Raw genomic sequence first — 18599 nt, 5'->3', positions numbered from 1 at the left:
CCGGCAGGGGAGGCGGGAATGGCCGCTCGGTACGTGGTCTCACAGCACGGGGGCCGGCGCGCCCACCGGGACATCGCCTCCGCCCTCGCCGAGGCGGCCCGGCGCGGACGGGCGGCGCTGATCGAGATCGAGCCCGGCCACTACGAGGAGGCGCTCACCGTCCGCGGCGAGGTCCGGCTGGTCGCGGTCGGGGGTCCCGGCTCGGTCGTGGTGACGCGGCCCCGGGGCGCCGTCCTGGACAGCTTCGCGCCGACGGTCGTCCAGGGGCTCGTACTGGTCGGCCGGGGCGGCGACGTCGTGGGCTGCCACGCGCGGACCCTGACGCTGGAACAGAGCGAGATCCGGGCCCACGACGGTATCGCCCTGCACGCCCGGCCGGGCACCGCGGTGACGCTGCGGGACAGCACGGTCCTGCACGGGCGGGTCCTGCTCGCGGGCGCCGGCGGGCTCGTCGAGCGGTGCCGCTTCACCGACGCCGCGGACAACGCGCTCGCCGTGATCGACGGCGGCCGGCTCGAGGTCGTCGGCAGCCGGATCGAGGGCAGCGCGATCCACGGGGTCCTCGTCAGCGGCGGGCGGGCCCGGATCGAGGGGTGCGTGCTGACCCGTACCCGGATGGCCGCGGTCCTCGCGGGCGCGCGGGCGGAACTGACCGTGACCGACTGCCTCGTCGAGTCCGTGGAGGCGGAGGGCATCGCGTACATCGAGCAGTCCCGGGGCCGCGTCGAGCGCACCCGCGTCGTCGACGCGCGGTTCGGGATCGCGGTGTCGAGCGGCGCCGACCCGGTGGTGCGCGACTGCGTGCTCACCGGCTGCCGCGACACCGGCCTCGAGGTCAACAACGCCGGCCGGGGCCGGTTCGAGGACTGCGTGGTCTCCGGGGCCGGCAATGTCGCGGTGCTCGTGACGAAGGGCGGTGCACCGGAGGTCCACGGCTGCCGTGTCGAGGGCGGAAAGGTCGGTTTCGCCGTCACCGACCGCGGCCGGGGCCGCTTCACCCGGATCGAGGTCCGGGACCTGGCCAGTGCCGCCCTGCGGGTCCACGACGAGGCCACCGCCGTCTTCGAGCACGTCACGGTCGAACGCTGCGCGTCCGGGCTGGAGACACGGGGCAACGGCGGCACGCAGGCCGAAGTCACCGACGGCGTGATGCGGGACGTGGAGATGGCCGCGGTGACCGCTCTGGGGCAGTCCTGGGTGACGCTGCGACGGGTGTCGGTGGAACGGGCGGCGCTGGCCTTCGGAGCCGGGGAGGAGGCCCAGTTGTTCCTGCACGACTGCGGGGCCGCGGCGGTCACCACCGGCGGGATGTCCTCCTTCGGCAGCGCGCGGGCCGTCGCGCGGAACCTCACCGTGACCGGCTGCGACGGACTGGGCGTCTTCGCGAGGGACTCGGCCCGGGTGGAGGTCGTCGACGCCACCCTCGTCGACTGCGCGGTGAGCGGCGCCAGTTTCGTCGACCGCGCCTGGGGCCGGTTCGAAGGCTGCTCCGTGACGGGGACCGGGCAGCTGGGCGTCGTGCACAACGGGCTCGTCGACCTGGTCGCACTGCGCACGTCGCTGCCGGTGGTGGAAAAGGCCCTCCGGACCGAACCGGGCCCCACGGTGGTCCATCACCATTACGAGGGACCGGTCTTCAACGGCCCGGTCCACGATGTCCAGCTGGCGTGGAGGAACATCCACGCCGTCCAGAACCGGACGACGAACGAGGACGGTACCCGCACATGAGTGATCAGCAGCAGGACGCCGACGGGTCCGGCCCCGTCTTCCACGGCGCCGTGTCCGGGGCCCAGTTCGCCTGGAGCAACGAGACGGTCAACCAGAACCAGCAGAACAACACCGCACCCGCGCCCGGCTTCGAGGCCCTCGCCGCCCTCGTCGCCGACCTGATGCGGCAGCTCCCCGGGGCGGGCCTGCCCGACGGGGACCGTGAGGACGCCGAGGCCGCCGCCCAGGACGTCCTGGCGGAGGTCGCCGGGACCGGCGAGCCCGACCGGGGGAGGCTGCGCCGGGCCCTGGCCGCGTTCAAGGGAGCCCTGGCGCCGGTGGCGACCGGGGTGGTGGCCGGGACGGCGGTGGGCGCGCAGGAATGGGCCCGGACGGCGATCGAGGGCCTGACCTCGGCCGTCTGATCAGTGGCGGCCCGAGATCCGGTCGGCCAGGCGGGCCAGCGGGGTGGTCGTCGGCCGGTGCGTGGCGCTCTCGCGGCGGTCCGCCTCGCGGTAGGCGGCGTAGAGGGCCTGGACGCCGAGCCAGCGCAAGGGCTCCGGCTCCCAGCGCCGGACGCGGTGGTTCACCCAGGGGAGGGCGGTCAGTTCGGTGGATTCGCCGAGGACCAGATCGCGCAGGGTACGACCCGCGAGGTTGGCGGTGGCGACACCCGAGCCCACGTAACCGCCCGCCCAGCCCAGGCCCGAGGCGCGGTCCAGGGTGACGGTGGCGCACCAGTCGCGGGGCACGCCGAGCACGCCCGACCAGGCGTGGGTGATCTCCGTACCGGCGAGCTGCGGGAAGAACGACGTCAGGAGGGCGGTCAGGGAGGCGACGGTGGCCGGCTGGGTGCGGCCGTCGTTGTCGGTCCGGGAGCCGAAGCGGTACGGGACCCCGCGCCCGCCGATCGCGATCCGGTCGTCGGCGGTGCGCTGGGCGTACATGTACGCGTGGGCCATGTCGCCCAGCAGCGTGCTGTCCGACCAGCCCAGCCGGGCCCACGTCTCGGGCGGGAGCGGGGCGGTCACGATCATCGAGGAGTTCATCGGGAGCCACGAGCGCTTCTGGCCCTTGAGGGCGGCGGTGAAGCCCTCGGTGCAGCGGAGCACGTAGGGCGCGCGGACCGTGCCGTACGGGGTGACGGCGCGGCGGGGGGCGATCTCGGTGACCGGCGTGGACTCGTGGATGACCACCCCGAGGGCCTCGACGGCGGCGGCCAGGCCCCTGACCAGCTTCAGCGGGTGGATACGGGCGCCGTGCGGGCTCCAGTCGGCGCCGACGGCGTCGGCGATGTCGATACGGGAGCGGGTGGCGGGGGCGTCGAGGAGCTCGCGGTCGCCCGCGCCGTCGTCGAAGGCGAGCTCGTGGGCGTGGAAGGCCTTGAGGCGGGCCAGTTGGGCGGGGGTACGGGCGACTTCGAGGACGCCGCCGCGGTGGATGTCGGCGTCGATGCCCTCCTTGGCGGCGACGTCGATGACCTCGGTGACGGTGTCGTTCATGGCGCGCTGGAGGCGGCGGGCGGCCTGCGGGCCGTGCAGGGCGGCGTACCGGTCGCGGCCTGCGATGCCGCTGTAGAGCCAGCCGCCGTTGCGGCCGGAGGCGCCGTAGCCGCAGAACTTCTGCTCCAGCACGGTGACGCGGAGGTCGGGGGCGGCGCTCTTCAGGTAATAGGCCGTCCACAGGCCGGTGTAGCCGCCGCCGATGATGACGACGTCGGCGGTGGCGTCACCGGTGAGGGGGGTGCGGGGAGGGGCGGGCGGGGTGCCGTGCGCGGTCGCGTACCAGAAGGAAATACCGCCGTTGATCGTCATGGGGGAGTTGGTACACCTCGTTCCGGAGGGGTGTCCAGGGACGGGACGTCGTGTTTCCGGCCCGTACGCTCGACGGTGCGCCCTGCGGGCGGCTCGGCCGGTGTGGTGGCCGGTGTGGTGTGCCGGGCGCTGCCCGGACCCGCGCCTCAAGCGTCGGCGGGGCTGGATGTGTGCGGGGCGCCGGCCCACCCCTTTCAAGTGCCGCCGCGCATCGCACCGCATCGCACCGCACCGCCCGTTACCGTCGCCGTATGGTCGAGATTCCTCAGGAGCTGGTCGACTCGCAGGTGCGGTACGGCGGTGACGCCGGGCGGGAGTTCATCGCCGGGTTGCCCGCGCGGGCCGCGCGGTTCCTGGAGGAGTGGGAGCTGCGCCGCACCGGGCCGGCGATGCACGGGATGACCTCCCTGGTGCTGCCCGTGGCGCGGGCCGACGGCAGCCGCGCCGCGCTGAAGCTGGTGGCGGTGGACGAGGAGAGCGCGGGGGAGCCGGTCGCGCTGCGCGCGTGGGCCGGGCGGGGCTGCGTACGGCTGCTGGAGCACGACGCGGACACGGGCACCCTGCTGCTGGAACGGCTGGACGAGGCGCGGGACCTGGCGGAGCTCGCGCGGACCGACGCGCGGCGGGCGGTGGCGGTGGTCGGGGGGCTGCTGGCGCGGTTGACGGCGGTTCCGGCGCCGGCCGGGCTGCGCGGGCTCGGGGAGATGGCCGCCGGGATGCTGGAGGAGGTGCCGGGGGCGCTCGGGCGGTTGGTGGAGGAGCGGGACCGGCGGCTGCTGGCGGACTGCGCGGCGGCGGTGGCGGAGGTCGCCGGGGAGCCGGGGGACCGGCTGCTGCACTGGGATCTGCACTACGGCAACGTGCTGGCGGGCGGTCGGGAGCCGTGGCTGGCGATCGATCCGAAGCCGCTGTCGGGCGATCCGGGCTTCGAGCTGCTGCCGGCGATCGTCAACGACTTCCGGGCCGAGGACGTGCGGTGGCGGTTCGACCTGCTGACGGAGGCGGCGGGGCTGGACCGGGACCGGGAGCGGGCGCGGGCCTGGACGTTGGGGCGGGTGCTCCAGAATTGCCTGTGGGACGTGGCGGACGGGGAAGAGCGTCTGGACGAGGAGCAGTTGACGGTCGTCGAAGTGCTGTGCCCGCGTTCCGGGCCGGGGCGGTGATCCGTAGCGCACCGATGTCCCCGCCGTCCACGCGATGAATCGCCTGACGGACGATGCGTTGCGCAAGCTGGGCAGCGGGGCGGAGTAGCCGCCGGGCGCCCGCCCGGGACCGTAAGGAGGCGGCACCGGGCGGGTGGGCTGTCCGCCTACCCGACGGCCGGGACCGGGTGCTCCGGGCAGTCGAGCCAGGCCCGGGAGGTTCCGTCAGGGCTCACGGTGAGGCCGAACCGCTCGAACCCGGGGCGGTCCTGCTCGTTCCACCAGGCGTGGGCTGCTCTGAGTTCGCTCCACAGCTCCCGCGGGCCGGATTGGTAGACCTCGAACTCCTCCGCGCCGGGAACGAAGTCGATCGACGCCCAGGACGTGACCTGGGCGTCCCGGAGCCAGAGCGTGTAGCACCCGCCGTCGAGTTTCTCGGGGTAGGGGAACATCCCCTGTGTCTGGAGTCCGATGGCGAACATGGGGAGCCAGTCGGCCACGTCCTCCGGGGGCAGGGACGAGGTCGTCCGGCGGCCATCGGCCGGCCACGGCTTCCTGCCCAGGTACGTCTTCACGTGCGTTCGGTAGGCGCGGTGCTGCCGGAGCCGCATGAAGGCGGAGGAGCCGACGAACAGGCCGGACGCACTCCCGTCCGCCTGGACGGTCAGGCGGACCACGGCCTCCCCGCCGTACTCCGTGGCGTACGGGGAGACGATGATCCCGCCGGGCCGGGTCTGCCGGATGATGTCCGCCGGGATCTCCCGGAGGGAGGCCGTGATCAGCACACGGTCATACGGGGCGCACCCCGGCCAGCCCTGTGAGCCGTCTCCGACGACGGCGACCGGGTTGTAGCCGGTGGCGTCCAGGCGGGCTCGGGCCGTGGAAGCGTTCTCCGGGTCGAACTCGATGGTGGTCACGTTTTCCGCACCGACCCGTTCGGACAGCAGAGCCGCGTTCCAGCCGGTGCCCGTGCCTACTTCCAGGACCTTGACCCCAGGCTGGACGTCAAGAGCCGCCAGCATGGAGAACACCATGGCGGGCTGGGAGTTGCTGCATGTCGGGATGTTGCCCCGGTCGGGTCCCGTGTGGTTGCCGTCGTCCCACTGGGTGGTCAGGGAGGTGTCCGAGTAGACCGCGCGGAACCACGCCTGCGGGTCGGTCCGGCGGTCGATGGCCTCCACCGGTCCGCCGTCGGCCGGGCCGACTCCGGGCCAGATCACGTCCGGGACGAACGACTCCCGGAGTACGGCTTGGTAGGCGGGGAGCCAGTCGGAGGTCAGGGCCCCGATGTCCATGAGCCGGGAGGCCAACCCCTGGGGGCCGGCCTCCGTCGTGCCGCGTTCGGTCACTTGGTGCCGCTGCCCTTCGTGTCGCTGTGACCGGAGTCCTGGCCTTCCGAGCCGCCTCCGCCGTGACCGGCGCCCGACTGGCCGTCGTCCTGCTGGCTTCCGCCCTGACCCGAGCCGGCGCCCCCGCCGTGCTGTCCGCCCATGAACGTGCTCCTTCTCGGGAGGGATGAGTGGTGCTGTGAGCCGCCCCGGCCGATCGGTGGACCGGTCACCGGGGGCGGAGTCGCGTTGACCCCTGGCGCAGCCCGTTCGCGTCGTCCAGCCGCTGCGTGCTGCCGGTGAGAGGGACGCTAGGGCCGGGTGCCCGGCCCTGTCGGGGCTGATTCGCCGGGATCCTCGGGCTGGTCCGTGATCTTCCGGTGGATTCTCAGGCGGCGTCGAGAGCCCGCCGGGCGCGGGCGATCACGCGATGAGCGTCCGTCCCGTAGACCGCGGAGTCGGAGAGTGCCTGCCAGACCTTCCGGTACACGCCCACGCTGTCCGCGTCGTCCAGCCAGAGTTCCGCGTGCCAGTCCTCCGCGATCACCAGGCGGTCGTCGTACAGCCAGAAGCCGTTGGCGGGCGGGATCTTCAGGGAGGCGCCGAACGGGACGATGCCCAGCGAGACGGTGTCCAGCCCGAGGACGCCCGCCAGGCGGTCGAGCTGGGCGGCCAGTACGGGAGGAGGGCACACGAGGGCGTGGAGCGTGGCCTCCCGCATCACGATGTGGAACGTGCGCCCCGGCTCGTACAGCATCTCCTGGCGCTTCACGCGGGCCCGTACGGCCTCCTCGGTGTCCCGGACGGACTGGTGGAGATCGGCGTAGCGGGTGAAGACGTGGCGGGCGTACTCGGCGGTCTGGAGCATTCCCACGACCGTGGAGCCCTGCCGAACGTGGAAGGTCCTCGTGCGTTCGTACTCGGCCGTCAGCGTGTCCTGGACCGGTTTGTGGCCCGCGGCGAGCTGTCTGCGCCAGGCGCGGGACCGGGACTCCAGGCTCCGGAGCCTGGTGATCAGCTCCTCGGCCGCCTGCGGATGGCCGGTGGCGTCCGCCCACGCCAGCAGGTCGTCCGTCGTGGCGGTCTGGCGGCCGGTCTCCAATTTGCTGATCTTGGACTGGGTCCAGCCGAGCAGGACCGCCAACTGGCGTCCGGTGAGCCGCCGATCGGTGCGCAGCTCGCGCAGCCGCGCACCGAGGGCAACCCGTGCTTGTTGGAAGTCGGTGCTCACTCGGCGGACGGCACCTGTTCCGCGAAGGTCTCGTACGGCACGGCGTGATGCCACGCGGCGTCCCGGACCTGGCACGCGCGGGCCACCTCGACCGGGTCCGTGACCAGCTCGACGCCCGTCATCATGTCGTCGTCATCGAAGTGGAGCCGGGCGATGACCCGGGAGTCGAAGAGCCAGAAGTCGGCGTCGGGGAGTTGGAGGGCTTCGGCGTCGGAGCGCCAGAGGTTGCGGATGTCCTCGCCCACGGCGCTGTTGCGGCGGGCGTTGTCGAGCAGGTAGCGCTGACCGGGGGTGGGCGGGTTGTCGGCGATCCTCACCCGCTCGAAGCGCTTGCCCAGGGCGGACTGTTCGCGCCGGGACGCGCACCAGGGGTCGTTCAGGTCCCAGCCGGCGTCCTCGCCCCGGACGAACCGCTGGTACGTCTCGGTCTCCTCGTCCGACTGGTAGCGGCGCCGGGTCTCCAGGCGCCAAGCCGTGTGCGCGAAGGTCCGGAACATCCCGGCGAACTCTTCGAAGTCGATCAGCACGGGCGGCCTCTCCACGTCCCGCGGAGCGAAGTCGGCCAGGAGCACGCGCGGGACGACCACGACCCCCTCCCCATCCTTGACGTTCCGCAGCTGCGACACGTCGTCGGGGTCGGTCACCGCGTCGCCCTGGACCAGGACCTCCCCGGTGTCCAGGTCCTCGTACAGGGTCGGGCATCCGTCGTTGCCGGAGTTGGTACCGATGAACCGGAGTCGCCGGGCCATTGCCGTTCCCCTCCCACCAGCGGAAAAGTCCCGACCAGGATGGGACGGGTACGGGCTCCCTGTCCCGCGTGATTCGCAATGATTCTCCGGACGCGACGCAAAAGAGCCCCCTGGTTCCAGGCGCATGCCAGGGAACCAGGGGCTTCTCGCGGTCCCGGAGCTGACGGGTGAAGGCGCGGAGGCCGTGATGACCTCCCGGAAGACCACGACCTCACGACCTCCGTCGCGCCCGGTTCTTCGGCCTTGCGGACACAGTCCGCCTCTTGGCCCTCCAGGGAGTCGGAGACGAACGGCTCGTGTGAAAGCCGCAGGTGGAGGACGGCGACTGCGTCCGCCGCCGGAGTCGCGGGGCTGGGTCGTCACGGTTCCAGGACGACCTTGCCGGTGGTGGCGCGGGTTTCCAGGGCGTGGTGGGCGGCGGCGGCCTCGGCGAGCGGGTAGCGGGTCAGGGCCGGGCGCAGGCGGCCGGCGGCGGCCTCGGCGAGGGCGCTGGTCTCCAGGACGCGCAGCGGGTCGGGGGCGCCGACCTGCTGGAGCATGGCCGGGCCGAGGACGCCGCGGGTGGTGATGGAGCGGGCGGCGAGGTCGGCGCGTTCGGCGTCGGTGAGGTCGAGGGGGCCGCCGGACCAGCCGAAGACGAGGTGCCGGGCGCCGGGGGCGAGGAGGCCGAGGGCGGTGCGGGCGGTGTCGCCGCCGACGGAGTCGAAGAGGACGGTGGCGCCGCCGGGGTGGTGGGCGCGTACGGCGTCGGGCCAGCCGGGGTCGGTGTAGTCGAGGGCGAGGTGGGCGCCGTTGGCGGGGCCGCCGGCGAGGGCGATGACGGTGGCGCCGGCGGAGCGGGCGTACTGGACGAGCAGGGTGCCGATGCCTCCGGCGGCGGCGGGGATCAGGGCGACGGAGTCCGGGCCGAGGTCGGCGAACTGGAGGATGCCGAGGGTGGTGCGGCCGGTGCCGATCATGGCGACGGCTTCGGCGGGGTCGAGGCTGTCGGGTACGGGGTGCAGGCGGTCGGCGTCGGCGACGGCGTACTCGGCGTAGCCGCCGGGGGCGAAGCCGAGGTGGACGACCACGGTGCGGCCGAGCCAGGCCGGGTCGGTGCCGGGGCCGAGCGCGTCGACGGTTCCGGCGACCTCGCGGCCGGGGACGGTGGGGAGCTCGGGCAGCGGGGCCGGCGGGCCCTGGATGCCCCGGCGGAGGCTGGTGTCGAGCAGGTGGACGCCGGCGGCGGCCACGGCGATGCGGACCTGGCTGGGGGCGGGGACGGGGATGTCCGTGTGCTCGTGGGTGAGGTTCTCGGCGGGGCCGAAGGCGTGGAGGCGGATGGCTCGCATGGCGGGCATGGCGCCAGGGTGCGACCTCGAGCGGGGTTGAGGTCAAGAGCGGCCGTTGTCAGTGGGGTGCTTCACGATGGGGGGATGGTGCGCAAAGGGCAGCAGGGGCAGCAGGGGCAGCAAGGTCAGCAGGGGCGGCAGCAGACGGTGAAGGCGGCGCGGCGGCCGGAGCTGCGGCTGCCCGAGCTGACCGGGTGGGACGGCGGCGAGCTGGAGCCGGACGGGGACTACGACGGGCTGGAGTTCGCGGACCTGGACCTGGCCGGCCAGGAGGGGATCGGGGCCCGGTTCATGGACTGCGCGCTGCGGCGGTGCGCGCTGGACGAGGCGGGGCTGTCGAAGGCGCGGATCCTGGACTCGGTACTGGAGGGGGTCCGGGGGGTGGGGACCGACCTGTCGGGGGCCTCGCTGCGGGACGTGGAGCTGGTGGACGCGCGGCTGGGCGGCGTGCAGATGCACGGGGCCGTGCTGGAGCGGGTGGTGGTGCGCGGGGGCAAGATCGATTATCTGAACCTGCGGAAGGCGCGGCTCAAGGACGTGGTCTTCGAGGGGTGCGTGCTGGTGGAGCCGGACTTCGCGGGGGCAGTGCTGGAGCGGGTGGAGTTCCGGGACTGCGGGCTGCGGGGGGCGGACTTCAGCGGGGTGCGGATGGCGGACGTGGACCTGCGGGGGGTCTCCGTACTGGAGATCGCGCGGGGGGTGGAGGCGCTGGCCGGGGCGGTGATCAGCCCCGGCCAGCTGTTCGAGCTGGCCCCGGCGATGGCCGCGCAGCTGGGGCTGCGGGTGGAGGCGTAGCGCTCCGGGCTGCGGGTGGAGGCGTAGCGCTCCGGGGTGCGGGTGGAGGCGTAGCCCTCCGGGGTGCTGCGCCGTTGCAGGGGCCGCTGCCCCGGGCCCTGACGAGCGCCGCCCGGGCCCGCGCCTCGAACGCCGACGGGGCTGGAGGGGTGGCGGCGGGTGCGGACGGGCGGCTGCGACGAATGGCCGAGCAGACGGATGTCCGGACGGGCGGTTCACCGGGCGAGGTGCCTAACGTCTCAGGCAGGCACACCGGTGTACGAGGCTCGTGGAGGCGTCATGTCGCAGTGGAGTCGCCGACTGGCGGGTGCCTGTGCCGGCACGGTCGCCATCGGCCTGCTCGTCGTGGGAGGCGTCCTCGGCACGCCTGCTCCTCGGGGAGGGGCCGGGGGCAGCACAGGGTCCGAGGCCGACGGTACGTCCGGGACGGCCGTGGGCGCCTATCTTCACTACGGCTCGCCGGGTGTCGAGCGGATGCGGGAACTCTCGCGCTGGCTCGGCGGCACCGAGCTGCGCGCCGGGCACACCTATCTGCCCGGCGACACCTGGTCGAACGTCGAGGGGGCTCCCGATTCCCTGCGCAGCTGGGCACGGTGGCGCAGGGAGAGGGCCGACCGGCTGTTCGTCCTGAACGTGCCCATGCAGGAGCGCAACGAGGCCAGTGTCCCCGACGGCCGGGTCGCTGAGCTGATTCGATCCGGCGCCCGGGGTGTGAACGACCATCACTTCCAGCGTTTGGCCCGGCGTCTGGTCGACCTGGGGGTGCCGGACACGGTGATCGTGCTCGGCTGGGAGATGAACGGCTTCAACTACACCCACCGCTGCCGTCCCGACCCCGTGAACTGGAAAACGTACTGGCGTCGCATCGTGGCCGCCATGCGGTCGGTGGAGGGGCAGCGGTTCCGGTTCGACTACGCCCCCAACCGCGGGGGTGACGCGATCGCCTGGACGCGTTGCTACCCCGGCGATGACGTGGTCGACGTCATCGGCATGGATTCCTACGACCAGGAGCCCGGCCGTACCTTCGACGAGCAGGTCACCCAGCCCTACGGACTCCAGCACCAGGTCGACTTCGCGAAGGCGCACGGCAAGCGGATCTCGTACCCCGAATGGGGGCTGTTCCGGCACGGCGACAACCCCGAGTACATGCGGCGCATGCTGGCCTGGTTCGACGAGCACAAGCCGCTCTACCACAGCATCACCGACTACTGCCCGCACGGCGTGTGGCAGTGCGGACAGAACCCGCGTTCCACGCAGGTGTTCCGGGAGTTCCTAGGCCGGGACGCGGGGGAAGCGGGCCTGGAGGGTCCAGATGGCCGGGTTGTCGGCCAGGCCGTCGTGCATGTCGATCAGGTCCGCGATCAGGTCGTGGAGGAAGTCGCGGGCCTCGCGGCGCAGCAGGCGGTGGCTGAAGGTCAGCGGGGCCTCTTCGGCCGGCATCCAGTCGGACTCGACGTCGACCCAGCCGAAGCGGCGCTCGAAGAGCATCCGGTCCGTGGACTCCGTGAAGTCGAGCTCGGCGTACTGCCGGTTGGCGGAGCGGTTGCCGCGGGGGTCCTTGTCGAGCTGCTCGACGATGTCGCACAGGGCCCAGGCGAAGTCCAGTACGGGCACCCATCCCCAGGCTGTGGATACTTCCCGGTCCGCGTTGGTGTCGGCGAGGTACACGTCCCCGCAGAACAGGTCGTGCCGCAGGGTGTGGACGTCCGCGGAGCGGTAGTCGGTCTGCGGGGGGTCGGGGAAGCGCCGGGAGAGGGAGTAGCCGATGTCGAGCACGTAGCTGATGGTGTCACGCGCGCCGGGACCGCTCACCTCCGGTGTCAGGGCAGCAGGCGCTGTTCCTTGGCCACCGAGACCGCGCCCGCGCGGGTGTCGACGCCGAGCTTGTCGTAGATGCGGCCCAGGTGGGTCTTGACCGTGGCCTCGCTGATGAACAGGGCGCGGGCGATGTCGCGGTTGCCCAGGCCCCGGGCCAGCTGGCCGAGGATGTCCAGTTCGCGGTCGGTCAGGGTGGGCCGGGTGCCGCGCATGTGGGCCATCACCCGGCTGGCCACCGGCGCGGACAGCGTCGTGCGGCCCTGGGCGGCGGAGTGGATGGCGGCGAAGAGTTCCTCGGGGCGTTCGGCCTTGAGGAGGTAGCCGGTGGCGCCCGCGCCGATCGCCCGGGTGATGTCCGCGTCCGTGTCGTAGGTGGTCAGGACCAGGACGTGCGGGGGCGTGGGGAGCGCCGTGATGCGGCGGGTGGCCTCGACTCCGTCGATGCCCTCGCCCAGCTGGAGGTCCATCAGGACCACGTCGGGGCGGAGCTTCGCGGCGAGGGCGACCGCCTCCTCACCGCTGCCCGCCTCGCCGAGGACCTCGATGTCCGGTTCGCTGCCGAGCAGGGCCAGCAGCCCGGCGCGGACCACCACGTGGTCGTCGCAGAGGAGGATCGTGGTCATGGGGCCGGCTCCAGGGGGATGGCCGCGGAGAGGACGGTGCCCTCGCCCGGCGTGGACTCGATCGTCAGGGTGCCACCGAGCTGGCGTACGCGGGCCCGCATGGCCGGGAGCCCGTGTCCGCGTTGGGCCGTGTCGGTGCGGGGCTCGGTGAAGCCGTGGCCATCGTCGGCGATGTCCAGGACGACCTGGTCGCCGAGGAAGCTCAGGGTGAGCGCGGCCGTACGGGCCCCTGAGTGCTCGCGGACGTTGGCCAGCGCGCCCTGGGCTATGCGCAGCAGTGCGGACTGGACGCGGTCCGGGAGCGGGGTCGGCGTGCCTTCGAGGTGGAAGCGGACCTCGATGTCCGGGCCGGCGTCCAGGGAGCGCAGGGCGTCGGTGAGGCCGGCGCCGTCGGCGAGCTCGGGCGGGGCCAGGTCGTGGACGAGCCGCCGGGCCTCGGAGAGCCCGTGTGCGGCGATGTCGGTGGCGGTACGGACGTGCGCGCGGGCGGTGGCCGGGTCGGTCTCCCAGGTGCGGTCCGCGGCCTGGAGCAGCATCTGCTGGCTGGAGAGGTTCTGGGCGAGGGTGTCGTGGATCTCCATGGACAGGCGCTGGCGCTCGGCGAGGGTGCCTTCGCGGCGTTCGGTGGCGGCCAGTTCGCGGCGGGTGCGGATCAGGTCGTCGATCAGCGTGCGCTGGGCCTGGGCCTGGCGTTCCATGTGGACGAAGACGGCGGTGGCGAGGGCGGCGACGGCGGGCGGGGCGAGGAGGAGGTTGGGGTCGAAGGACTTGGCCAGCTGGAGCTGGGCGATCACCACGAAGCCGGTGAGGAGGGCCACCAGCACGATCGCGGCGCGCGGGGGGAGGGTGCGCAGGGCGGTGAAGAACAGCGGCACGGCGCACCAGGCGAAGCTCGGCGCGAGGATGACCAGGACCACCCAGGTGGTGACGACCAGGCCGAGCCACAGGAGTCGCCGGGCGGTGGGGGCGGCGCCGAGGGCGGGGCCGAGTACGTAGAGCAGGGCCAGCGTGATGCTGAGGGCGATGATCCACGGGGTGCGGGGTTCGCCGGGGTGGCGCAGCAGGAAGCGGACCACGGAGGCGCCGAGGAGGAGGAAGAACGCGGTGTGCGCGACCGTGGCCAGCGTTCGGGTGTCGTCGCGCGGTGGGGCGGGGTGCGCGGGGTGCACGGGGTGCACGGGGTGCTCCTCGGTCGGGGGCATGCGTCCATTGTCGGCTGCGGTGTCGCTGCCGGGGCTCCGCCCGGACCCCGCGCCTCAAACGCCGGCGAGGCTGGAGGGGCCGGAGGGTCGGTTGGGGCGGAGGCGGTCCTGAACAGGAAATACCTCGCCGGAGGCGATCCGCATCGACCGATCGGATGACCCCCGGGTCAGCCGGTGAGGTGGGCGGGGCGAGCCGGTACGGGGACGGGGTGCGGGGGGTTTCGGGCCGAGGCTTGGAGCAGTGAGGGAGCCGGCCCGACCGGCCCCGAACGACCGACCCGATGCCGTCACCGTGCCACCGTGCCACCGTTCTCAGGAGCAGAGATGAAGACCCGCACCCGCGTTCTCACCGGTACCGCCCTCGCCGTCGCCCTGGGCGCCGGAGCCTTCGGTGCCGTGAGCGCCAGCGCGACCCCCGCCGCCGAGACCGCCCAGGTCTCCGTGGCCGGCAAGAAGGACGGCCCGAGCGGCAAGAACTTCACCACGACGACGCACCTGACCGTCGACGCCGCGACCCGCGCCGCCCAGGCCGCGCTGAAGGCCGCCGAGTCCGAGAACCAGAAGGTGACCGTCGCCGTCGTCGACCGCAACGGCAACACCATCGTCACCCTGCGCGGCGACGGCGCCGGCCCGCAGTCCTACGAGTCGGCGGAGCGCAAGGCCTTCACCGCCGTGTCCTGGAACGCCCCGACCTCGGTGCTCGCGGGCCGGCTCGCCCAGACCCCGAACCTGAAGGACATCCCCGGCACCCTCTTCCTCGGTGGCGGCACCCCGGTCCAGGCGGACGGCGCGCCCGTCGCGGGCATCGGTGTGGCCGGCGCCCCGAGCGGTGACCTGGACGAGAAGTTCGCCAAGGCCGGCGTGGACGCGCTGAACAAGTAGCCCGCCGTGGACGCGCTGAACAAGTAATCAGCCATGGATGCTCCGAACAAGTAGCCCGCGGGTCCGCCCCGCCTAGGATCGAGTACGTGGAACACCGTGCTCTCTCCCACCTCGCCGCCCCTGCCGTCGCCGCCCTGCTCGCCCTCACCACGGGCTGTACGGGCGACACGGTCCAGGGGCGGCCGGGTGCGTCGGGGCTGCGTGACCCGTACTTCCCGCGGGCCGGGAACGGCGGCTACCAGGTCGACCACTACGCGCTGGACCTGGACTACGACCCCGCCGACGGGCGGCTGCGCGGTAAGGCCGTGATCACCGCCCGCGCCGAGCAGGGGCTCAGCTCCTTCAACCTGGACTTCAGCGGTCTGAACGTCGAGGGCGTGACCGTCCAGGGGGCGGGCGCCCGGTACAACCGGACCGGCAACGAGCTGACCGTGCGCCCCGCCGAGGACCTGAAGAAGGGCGAGGTCTTCCGTACGGAGGTCGACTACAGCGGGAAGCCGAAGCCCCTCGTGGACCCGGACGGCTCCCGGGAGGGCTGGATCACCACCGGGAACGGCGCGGTCGCCGTCGGCGAGCCGCTCGGTTCGATGACCTGGTTCCCCGGCAACCACCACCCCAGCGACAAGGCCGCCTACGACATCACCCTGACCGTCCCGCGCGGCTACGAGGCCGTCTCCAACGGCGAGCTGCGCTCCCGGACCGAGGAGGCGGACGGGCGGACCGCCTTCGCCTGGCACAGCCCGGAGCCGATGGCGAGCTATCTGGCGACGGCCGTGATCGGGCCGTACAAGGTGACGACCGGGCGGACGCCCTCGGGGATCGGCCTCTACAGCGCCGTGGCGCCGGGGGAGCCGGCCGCCGGTTCGGGGCCGCTCGCGCGGCTGCCGGAGATGGTGGAGTGGGGCAGCGGGCGGTTCGGCCCGTACCCGTTCGCCGCCGCGGGCTCGATCGTGGTGCCCGCCGGAACCCTCGGCTACGCGCTGGAGACCCAGGGCCGGCCCGTCTTCCCCGGCACGCCGACCGAGGAGGAGCTCGTCGTGCACGAGCTCGCGCACCAGTGGTTCGGCAACTCGGTGTCACCGAAGTCCTGGAAGGACATGTGGCTCAACGAGGGCTTCGCGACCTACGCCGAGTGGCTGTGGGCCGAGGACCACAACGGGCCCACGGCGCAGGAGCACTTCGATGCCTTCCGGACCGGTGACACGGACGTCGACCGGGACGCCGGCGTCGACTGGCAGGCCTTCCCGCCGGCCGCGCCGCCCGGGCCGAAGGACATCTCGGCGGAGCCGGTGTACTACGGCGGCGCGATGGCCTTGCACCGGATCCGCCAGGAGGTGGGCGACGAGAAGTTCTTCGCCCTGGTGCGCGGCTGGGCCGCCGACCACCGGCACGGGAACGCGAGCACGGCCGATTTCACCGCCTACGCCGAGGAGAAGACGGGCCACGACCTGAAGAAGGTCTGGGACGCGTGGCTGTACGGGAAGGACCGTCCCGAGTAGCGCTCGTGCCGGCTACGGGGCTTCGAGCGGCTTGCGCAGCACGGTGCAGTCGCGGCCCATCTCGCGGTCCTTGGCCCTGCGCAGCTCGAGGTACCCCTGGGACTGCCAGAAGGCGAGGGCCTCGGGGTTGTTGTCCAGTACGGCGATCCGCACGCCCGTGCGTCCGGCGGCGCGGAAGCGGTCCTCGACCAGGGTGGCCACGGCGCGCCCGTACCCCTCGCGGTGCGCGGTGGCGTCGATGAGCAGCAGGCCGATCCACGGGTCCGGGTCGTCGGCGGCCGGGGCCCGAGTGAGGGTGGCGGCCAGGCCGACGAGGCGGCCGGCCGAGCGGGCGAGGAGTACCTCGGCGCTGTCGTGGGCCAGTTCGTCGGCGAGTGCGGCGGCGACCTGTTCGACCGTGATGCGGTCCGGGTCGGGGAAGTCGCCGCTGAGTTCGAAGAACGCGTGGTTCGTCGAGTAGAGGGCGGCGATCTCGGTGAGGACCGGGCCGGGGAGGGCGCCGTCGACGGGGACGAGCGGTTGCAGGATCACCTGTCGAACGGTAGCGAAGCCCCCTCCCCGGACGGCCGGGAGGGGGCTTCACCAGCGCCGGTGTCCGGCGGGTGCCGGACCTTGCGGTGCTGCCGGAGGTCTTAGACGTTGACGCCGAAGTCCTGCGCGATACCGGTGAGGCCGGAGGCGTAACCCTGGCCGACCGCGCGGAACTTCCACTCGGCGCCGCTGCGGTAGAGCTCGCCGAAGACCATGGCGGTCTCGGTCGCCGCGTCCTCGGAGAGGTCGTAGCGGGCGATCTCGGCGCCGCCGGCCTGGTTCACGACGCGGATGTACGCGTTGCGGACCTGGCCGAAGTTCTGGCTGCGGGTCTCGGCGTCGTAGATGGAGACCGGGAAGACGATCTTGTCCACGTCGGCCGGGAGGCCGGCGAGGTTGACGTTGATGGCCTCGTCGTCGCCCGCGCCCTCGCCGGTGCGGTTGTCACCGGTGTGGACGATGGTCTGGTCCGGGGTCGACTTGTTGTTGAAGAAGACGAAGTGGCCGTCGGAGACGACCTTGCCCGTCGGGTTGACCGCGATCGCCGAGGCGTCGAGGTCGAAGTCGACACCGGTCGTCGTACGGACGTCCCAGCCGAGGCCGACCGTGACGGCAGTGAGGCCCGGGGCCTCCTTCGTGAGCGAGACGTTGCCGCCCTTGGACAGGCTGACAGCCATGGGAATGTCCCTTTCCTCATCCAACATGCTCGTACAGGCGGTCAAACTACCGCTGCCCCCTATAACGCGACGAGAGGCCGGTCGGGTTCCCGTCGTGAATTGTCCGTGACCTCGCATCTCGGCGGGCCGGAACGCGCGGCCGGTAAATGAGGGTGACGGCGGCGCTGTCGGGGGCGGATCATAGGGGCATGCCTGGTCCTTATGTCATCCGCGGTTCGGTCGTGCTCCCCGAGGGAGAGCTCGCCTGGCGGTTCTCGCGATCCTCCGGACCCGGCGGTCAGCACGTGAACACCTCGGACTCGCGCGCGGAGCTGCTGTTCGACCTGGCGGCCACCACGGCGCTGCCCGAGGTGTGGAAGGAGCGGGCGCTGGAGCGGCTCGCCGCGAAGCTGGTGGACGGGGTGGTGACCGTACGGGCCTCCGAGCACCGCTCGCAGCTGCGCAACCGGGAGATGGCGCTGGTCCGGATGGCTTCGCTGCTGGCCGAGGCGACGGCGCCGCCGCCGAAGCAGCGCCGGGCGACGAAGATCCCGCGCGGGATCAATGAGCGGCGGCTGCGCGAGAAGAAGGCGCGCGCCGAGACCAAGCGCGGCCGCACCGGCCGGGACTGGTAGCCCCGCCCGTGCCCGTCTTACCGCCCGCTCCGCCCGCCCCGGGTGCCCTGCGCGCCGTGCCCCTGCTACGCGCCCAGGTGCCGGTAGCGCCCGCGGAAGTAGGTCAGCGGGGCCGAGTCGGGGGCCGGCAGGCCCGCCGTCAGGACCCGGCCGACGACCAGGGTGTGGTCGCCCGCCTCGACGCGGTTCTCCGTACGGCATTCCAGGGTGGCCAGGGCGCCGGTCAGCACGGGGGCGCCGGAGGCCTCGCCGCGTACGTACGGCAGGTCGGCGAAGAGCAGTCGGTCGCTGATGCGGCCCTTCATCGCGAAGCGGCCCGCGACCTGGAGCTGGTGGTCGGCGAGGACCGAGACCGCCCACAGGGGCTGTTCCGCCAGCAGGTCGTCCATCCGGGAGCCCTCGCGCAGGCTCACCAGGACCAGTGGCGGGTCCAGGGACACGGACATGAAGGCGGTCGCCGTCATACCGACGTCCTCGCCGCGCGGGCCGTCCGCCGTCAGCGGGGGCTCGTGCGCGGTGATCAGGCACACGCCCGCCGCCAGCCGGGACATGGCTGCCCGGAACTCGTCATTGCTCACTCCCTCAGCATGGGGGGTTCCTTGGGGCGCGGTGGGTACGGGGGTCGTCTTCAGCACGTTGAAACGCTAATCTCGCCC

General features: G+C 72.9%; 19 protein-coding genes and 1 pseudogene. 8 read left to right on the top strand and 12 right to left on the bottom strand.

The window, feature by feature from the left end:
* Positions 1-18 precede the first annotated feature (18 nt).
* Both ACIQZO_RS14010 and ACIQZO_RS14005 read left to right on the top strand, forming a co-directional pair.
* Complete coding sequence (locus tag ACIQZO_RS14010; protein ID WP_403624961.1) at positions 19-1728, top strand: right-handed parallel beta-helix repeat-containing protein; 1710 nt, start codon at positions 19-21, stop codon at positions 1726-1728.
* Complete coding sequence (locus ACIQZO_RS14005) at positions 1725-2132, top strand: hypothetical protein (protein WP_403624958.1); 408 nt, start codon at positions 1725-1727, stop codon at positions 2130-2132. Before ACIQZO_RS14010 ends, ACIQZO_RS14005 begins: the two co-directional genes overlap by 4 nt.
* Here ACIQZO_RS14005 and ACIQZO_RS14000 read toward each other — a convergent pair whose 3' ends face one another.
* Positions 2133-3521, bottom strand: a complete 1389-nt coding sequence (locus ACIQZO_RS14000) for an NAD(P)/FAD-dependent oxidoreductase (protein WP_403624956.1) — start codon at positions 3519-3521, stop codon at positions 2133-2135.
* Positions 3522-3772: 251 nt separating this feature from the next.
* Here ACIQZO_RS14000 and ACIQZO_RS13995 point away from each other — a divergent pair, with 251 nt between their 5' ends.
* Positions 3773-4684 carry an aminoglycoside phosphotransferase family protein gene (locus ACIQZO_RS13995; protein ID WP_403624953.1) on the top strand — a complete coding sequence of 304 codons (912 nt, stop codon included), beginning with the start codon at positions 3773-3775 and terminating at the stop codon, positions 4682-4684.
* A gap of 146 nt (positions 4685-4830) precedes the next feature.
* On the opposite strand, the gene ACIQZO_RS13990 is transcribed toward ACIQZO_RS13995, so the two are convergent.
* The 5 genes from ACIQZO_RS13990 to ACIQZO_RS13970 form a co-directional block, all read right to left on the bottom strand.
* Positions 4831-6012, bottom strand: coding sequence for a methyltransferase domain-containing protein (locus ACIQZO_RS13990; protein ID WP_403624950.1), 1182 nt, complete (start codon positions 6010-6012; stop codon positions 4831-4833).
* Positions 6009-6155 (bottom strand): hypothetical protein, encoded by a 147-nt coding sequence (locus ACIQZO_RS13985; protein ID WP_403624947.1) that lies wholly within the window; start codon positions 6153-6155, stop codon positions 6009-6011. Before ACIQZO_RS13985 ends, ACIQZO_RS13990 begins: the two co-directional genes overlap by 4 nt.
* A gap of 224 nt (positions 6156-6379) precedes the next feature.
* Positions 6380-7222 (bottom strand): helix-turn-helix domain-containing protein, encoded by an 843-nt coding sequence (locus tag ACIQZO_RS13980; RefSeq protein ID WP_403624945.1) that lies wholly within the window; start codon positions 7220-7222, stop codon positions 6380-6382.
* A complete protein-coding gene (locus tag ACIQZO_RS13975) occupies positions 7219-7971 on the bottom strand; it encodes a DUF6879 family protein (RefSeq protein WP_403624942.1) in 753 nt (250 codons plus the stop codon). Before ACIQZO_RS13975 ends, ACIQZO_RS13980 begins: the two co-directional genes overlap by 4 nt.
* Positions 7972-8330: 359 nt before the next feature.
* The gene (locus ACIQZO_RS13970; protein WP_403625054.1) at positions 8331-9302 is read right to left on the bottom strand and encodes a zinc-binding dehydrogenase; all 972 of its coding nucleotides are present in this window, start codon (positions 9300-9302) and stop codon (positions 8331-8333) included.
* 147 nt (positions 9303-9449) lie between these two features.
* Between ACIQZO_RS13970 and ACIQZO_RS13965 the strand changes: the two genes are divergently transcribed.
* Both ACIQZO_RS13965 and ACIQZO_RS13960 read left to right on the top strand, forming a co-directional pair.
* Complete coding sequence (locus ACIQZO_RS13965) at positions 9450-10097, top strand: pentapeptide repeat-containing protein (protein WP_403625052.1); 648 nt, start codon at positions 9450-9452, stop codon at positions 10095-10097.
* Positions 10098-10376: 279 nt separating this feature from the next.
* A pseudogene (locus ACIQZO_RS13960) lies at positions 10377-11393 on the top strand (glycoside hydrolase family 26 protein); the annotation flags it as partial.
* Here ACIQZO_RS13960 and ACIQZO_RS13955 read toward each other — a convergent pair.
* Genes ACIQZO_RS13955 through ACIQZO_RS13945 form a run of 3 tightly spaced genes read right to left on the bottom strand, consistent with a single transcriptional unit; the run spans position 11370 to position 13740 of the window.
* Complete coding sequence (locus ACIQZO_RS13955) at positions 11370-11873, bottom strand: hypothetical protein (RefSeq protein WP_403625049.1); 504 nt, start codon at positions 11871-11873, stop codon at positions 11370-11372. The pseudogene ACIQZO_RS13960 and the gene ACIQZO_RS13955 overlap by 24 nt on opposite strands.
* A 44-nt stretch (positions 11874-11917) precedes the next feature.
* Positions 11918-12538, bottom strand: a complete 621-nt coding sequence (locus tag ACIQZO_RS13950) for a response regulator transcription factor (RefSeq protein ID WP_109780026.1) — start codon at positions 12536-12538, stop codon at positions 11918-11920.
* On the bottom strand, positions 12535-13740 hold the full coding sequence (locus ACIQZO_RS13945) for a sensor histidine kinase (RefSeq protein WP_403624939.1): 1206 nt from the start codon (positions 13738-13740) through the stop codon (positions 12535-12537). The genes ACIQZO_RS13950 and ACIQZO_RS13945 overlap by 4 nt, the downstream gene beginning before the upstream one ends.
* A 324-nt stretch (positions 13741-14064) precedes the next feature.
* Here ACIQZO_RS13945 and ACIQZO_RS13940 point away from each other — a divergent pair, with 324 nt between their 5' ends.
* Complete coding sequence (locus ACIQZO_RS13940; RefSeq protein ID WP_403624936.1) at positions 14065-14622, top strand: heme-binding protein; 558 nt, start codon at positions 14065-14067, stop codon at positions 14620-14622.
* Positions 14623-14708: 86 nt separating this feature from the next.
* Positions 14709-16121, top strand: a complete 1413-nt coding sequence (locus ACIQZO_RS13935) for a M1 family metallopeptidase (RefSeq protein WP_403624933.1) — start codon at positions 14709-14711, stop codon at positions 16119-16121.
* Positions 16122-16133: 12 nt separating this feature from the next.
* Here the strand turns inward: ACIQZO_RS13935 and ACIQZO_RS13930 are convergent, their stop codons facing one another.
* Positions 16134-16652 carry a GNAT family N-acetyltransferase gene (locus ACIQZO_RS13930; protein WP_403624930.1) on the bottom strand — a complete coding sequence of 173 codons (519 nt, stop codon included), beginning with the start codon at positions 16650-16652 and terminating at the stop codon, positions 16134-16136.
* A 101-nt stretch (positions 16653-16753) separates the two neighbouring features.
* Entirely contained in the window at positions 16754-17329 is a 576-nt protein-coding gene (locus tag ACIQZO_RS13925) for a TerD family protein (RefSeq protein WP_326589478.1), read from the bottom strand.
* Positions 17330-17517: 188 nt separating this feature from the next.
* Here ACIQZO_RS13925 and arfB point away from each other — a divergent pair, with 188 nt between their 5' ends.
* The gene (gene arfB, locus ACIQZO_RS13920) at positions 17518-17943 is read left to right on the top strand and encodes an alternative ribosome rescue aminoacyl-tRNA hydrolase ArfB (RefSeq protein WP_403624927.1); all 426 of its coding nucleotides are present in this window, start codon (positions 17518-17520) and stop codon (positions 17941-17943) included.
* A gap of 65 nt (positions 17944-18008) precedes the next feature.
* Here the strand turns inward: arfB and ACIQZO_RS13915 are convergent, their stop codons facing one another.
* A complete protein-coding gene (locus ACIQZO_RS13915; protein ID WP_403624924.1) occupies positions 18009-18578 on the bottom strand; it encodes a flavin reductase family protein in 570 nt (189 codons plus the stop codon).
* Between the last annotated feature and the right edge of the window lie 21 nt (positions 18579-18599).

This window comes from Streptomyces sp. NPDC097617, assembly GCF_044761485.1.
In the GTDB taxonomy this organism is placed as follows: domain Bacteria; phylum Actinomycetota; class Actinomycetes; order Streptomycetales; family Streptomycetaceae; genus Streptomyces.
Note: the sequence above shows the minus strand (reverse complement) of the source record. Positions and strands in the feature narration are given on the sequence as shown.